A 3,879-nucleotide genomic window follows, 5' to 3' on the forward strand; every position below is an offset into this window, starting at 1 on the left:
GGTAGTCCACAAAGGCTACAGGTTCAGCCCCTATCGCCAGAAGGTCGTTAACGTTCATTGCGATACAGTCTATTCCCACGGTGTTCCAGCGCTGCATCTCGTTTGCAATAAGGACTTTTGAGCCAACACCGTCCGTTGTCATGGCAAGGGCATACTCCCCGAAGTCCAGGAGCCCTGCATAGTGACCTATCCCTGTAAGAGGGGCTCCAATTCCTTTTCGAACATAACTCAGTTTGTCGATCAGGGTTTTGACTGTTTTTTCTTCCTCTGTTATATCCACGCCCGAATCTGCGTACGTTAGGTGCTTTTCGCTCACTCTCTGACCCTTCCTGCCTGCTTCATAGCTGTTTTTCAATTCCATTTCCATTGTAGAGTTCGAATTCGTCATGCAGGGTTTTGACTGCAGCAAATGCGTCGTCTTCCCTGACCACGAAAGAGATATTGTACTGGGAAGACCCCTGGCTGATCATAATAATATTAATCATTGAATTTCCAAGTGCCCCGAATACCCGTTTCGCCACTCCCGGGGTTCCTGCCATGCCTGCACCCACAACCGCGACCACACAGACATTTCTATCTGAAGTGATTTCCTTTACGATTTCACGGTTGAACTCAGCATGGAGGGCATTTAATGCAGATTCCACATGGGACTCACTGATCACAAAAGAGAGATTTGACTCGGAAGACCCCTGGCTGATCATCACGACGTTTACTCCTGCCTTTGCAAGTGCGGTAAAAAGCCTTGCCACAGTCCCGACTGTCCCTGCCATTTCGGCACCTGAGATGTTAATAAGGGCTACATTTTTGATCAGGCTTACCGCTTTTACTACGTGCTTGCACTGGAATTTCTCTGACACCACGAGTGTACCCGGGAACTCCGGGTCAAAGGTGTTCTTGACACGTACAGGAATATGTTCTCGCATTGCAGGTTCAATGGTGCGCGGGTGTAGCACGTTTGCCCCAAAATAAGAGAGCTCCATGGCTTCTGCATAGGATATCTGCGGGATTGTCTTTGCTTCGGGGACGATTCTTGGGTCAGTTGTCATGATCCCATTAACTTCTTTCCAGAGCCAGATCTCGTCGGCTTTCAGGGCTGCACCAAGGATGGAAGCCGAGAAGTCAGACCCGCTTCTGCCAAGAGTGGTGATTATCCCGTCTTCATTTTCCCCTATAAAGCCTGTGACCACAAGAATATGGGACTCAAGCCTGCACGCAAGCCTCTTTGATACAAGCTCGTATGTCTTTTCAAGAGGGCGGGCATTTCCGTAATCCGATGAAGTTACAATCCCTGCCTCTCCTCCGGTGTATTCGATTGATGAGATCCCAAGGGAGCGGACAGCACCTGAAACGATCGGAGTCGCCAGCCGTTCGCCGTAGGAGGAGATATAGTCGATTGACCTGTTGGTAAGTTCGCCCAGATAGCAGATCCCGATCAAAGCTTTTTCGAGCTCTTCAATCCGGAGGTCAAGGATCTGGAGGACGTCTTTTGCGACATTGGGTTCGTCAATGGCATCCCTTACGGCTTCGTGGTGTTTGTTTGTAAGCTCTGTTTTAAATTCTTTTACAAGAGAAACCTTACCTTTTGTTGAGGCAAGGTGTGCATTTTCCAGAAGCCTATCGGTTACTCCACTGAGTGCCGAGGTTACCACCACGATCTGGTTGCCTTCCTCATAGTATCTTTTGAGGAGATGTGCAACGTGACGGATTTTTTTTCCGTCTCCAACGGAAGTTCCTCCAAATTTCATTACAATTTTCATGATCAGATCACGTTTTGGTATTAAGTCGGATATCCTAACATTTCTCTTTTTTGTAATATGTTAGTCCTAGTATTTTGATTTTTAGTTAATTTTGACCATCATGATCAGTATTCAGGCTAATCTGACATTAGCATTAATTATAATCTGACATTAGCACTAATTATATATTTTGAGACAATCTAAAATAAATCCTGTTATGCTTACAGGTCGCTTCTTTATATATAATCCTGCCTGTAAAGAACAGCATGCTCCGGCTCTCCAGCTTCTTACTATATTTTAAGCTGAGAACCTGTCGTGTATAGGATATGGATACTATATTATAATGTTTGTGTAGAATGGGTATAAGAACTGAAACTTTAGGATCGGCAGAAAAAGCCTGCTGGAAGATGCCAGTAAAATATCGTTGCAGGTATCCGGTGGAAAGTGATATATTTTATCTACAAGATGAAAGGGGTAAAGCAGTTGGAAAAAGGTGAAGCAATGAAATATGCCATACTTATAGGAGACGGAATGGCGGATTACCCGATAGAGGAGCTGGGTGGCAGGACCATTTTACAGGCAGCTCGAACACCTGCTATGGATTCCATTGCAGCGCGCGGAAGAACCGGGCTCGCACAGACCGTACCTGATGGTTTTCCTCCCGGAAGTGACGTTGCAAACATGTCAATTCTCGGGTACGATCCGGCAGCCTATTACTCAGGAAGGGCTCCTCTGGAGGCTGCGAGTATGGGAGTGGCTCTTGAAGCTGACGATGTAGCTTTCAGGTGTAATCTTATTACCGTAGAAAACGGGACTATAAAAGACTACAGTGCAGGACATATAAGCAGTGATGAAGCAGAGATTCTTATCGAGACACTTGATTCCGAACTCAGTACTGAGAAAGTCAGGTTTTATCCGGGTATAAGTTACAGGCATCTTATTGTTGCCGGGGATAATCTGGGGGCAGAAACGGAATGTACGCCTCCGCATGATATCACAGGAGAACGAAAGGATAGTTATCTTCCCAGAGGAAAAGACGGTGAGTTTTTTTCAGGGCTGATTGAGGCATCTATGGTTGTTCTGGAACTGCACCCTGTTAACCTGAAAAGAGTACAGGAGGGCAAAAACCCGGCAAACTCTATCTGGGTCTGGGGACAGGGTTATGCCCCGAAGTTTAAGTCTTTTCAGGAACTTTACGGGAAGAAAGGAGCTATTATTTCGGCAGTGGATTTGCTCAAAGGCATTGGAATCTATGCAGGGCTGGATGTAATTGAAGTCCCCGGAGCAACCGGTTATCTGGATACCAATTATGAAGGAAAAGCCAGCGCAGCTATTGAAGTCCTGAAGACCAGGGATCTTGTCTTCGTTCACGTTGAAGCTCCTGACGAGGCAGGGCACGAAGGAAGCATTGATAAAAAAATGCAGGCAGTTGAGGATTTTGACAGCCGGATAGTTGCTCCTATCCTTAAACATGCCGAAACCTCCGATGAACCGTTTACGATTCTTGTATTGCCTGACCATCCGACCCCAATCTCTATAAAGACTCATACAAGGGATCCCATCCCGTTTGCGGTTTACAGAACTGATAAAGCTGATTCGGATGGTGTGGAAACCTTTGATGAGGAATCAGTCAAAAAGGGTTCAATGGGGCTGGTAAAAGCCTCAGACCTGATAGGAATACTTGTAAAGGGCTAAAAAGCCTTTATTCAGGCTATTTATATGATTTGTGACTGGTTTTCAGACCTGAAGTCATTCAATTTCTCCGAAAATTCCGCTTAATCAGGATTTTTCGAAGATTTTGATTCTTTTATACTTTTTATCCCAAATTTGACAGATTCCACTAATTAGTACAGTATTTTTTTATAAAAAACGCATTGCATCGGCACAGCACATTTTGGAAAAATGAAAACATTCAAAAATCAAAAGACGCACGATGGAACTTTGAATTGTATGACGAAAACAGGAGCATAAAGCCCATTTATACATAATAAAATGTATGCTTCTGTCAAATTAGGGTTTTATTACTATGGGAGCGCAGAGGGTCACGAATACCCTGACCTTTAGGTCGGGGATGAAGTGAACCCTCGCTGGCTGTTTTGTATTCGCTTAAACTGTATAAATCATCGTTTTTTTGTAAAATAAG

General features: G+C 44.8%; 4 protein-coding genes. 2 read left to right on the forward strand and 2 right to left on the reverse strand.

Annotated features, from left to right (window positions below; genetic code table 11):
• Both PHF18_RS17950 and PHF18_RS17955 read right to left on the reverse strand, forming a co-directional pair.
• Positions 1-316 (reverse strand): AIR synthase related protein (locus tag PHF18_RS17950; protein WP_300105071.1); only part of this gene is annotated, 316 nt, incomplete at its 3' end.
• A gap of 22 nt (positions 317-338) precedes the next feature.
• Positions 339-1,757, reverse strand: coding sequence for an aspartate kinase (locus tag PHF18_RS17955; protein WP_300105072.1), 1,419 nt, complete (start codon positions 1,755-1,757; stop codon positions 339-341).
• 335 nt (positions 1,758-2,092) lie between these two features.
• Here PHF18_RS17955 and PHF18_RS17960 point away from each other — a divergent pair, with 335 nt between their 5' ends.
• Both PHF18_RS17960 and PHF18_RS17965 read left to right on the forward strand, forming a co-directional pair.
• Complete coding sequence (locus PHF18_RS17960) at positions 2,093-2,233, forward strand: hypothetical protein (protein ID WP_300105073.1); 141 nt, start codon at positions 2,093-2,095, stop codon at positions 2,231-2,233.
• 4 nt (positions 2,234-2,237) lie between these two features.
• Positions 2,238-3,431: a cofactor-independent phosphoglycerate mutase gene (locus PHF18_RS17965; RefSeq protein ID WP_300105074.1), complete on the forward strand. Its 1,194-nt coding sequence runs from the start codon at positions 2,238-2,240 to the stop codon at positions 3,429-3,431.
• The last annotated feature ends 448 nt before the right edge of the window (positions 3,432-3,879 follow it).

Source organism: Methanosarcina sp. (assembly GCF_028693135.1).
Taxonomy (GTDB): Archaea; Halobacteriota; Methanosarcinia; order Methanosarcinales; family Methanosarcinaceae; genus Methanosarcina.

Bases quoted from the DNA above. Each gene is read 5' to 3' on its own strand.
- PHF18_RS17965 (WP_300105074.1), top strand. From the start codon at position 2,238: ATGAAATATGCCATACTTATAGGAGACGGAATGGCGGATTACCCGATA.
- PHF18_RS17955 (WP_300105072.1), bottom strand. From the start codon at position 1,757: ATGAAAATTGTAATGAAATTTGGAGGAACTTCCGTTGGAGACGGAAAA.
- PHF18_RS17960 (WP_300105073.1), top strand. From the start codon at position 2,093: ATGGGTATAAGAACTGAAACTTTAGGATCGGCAGAAAAAGCCTGCTGG.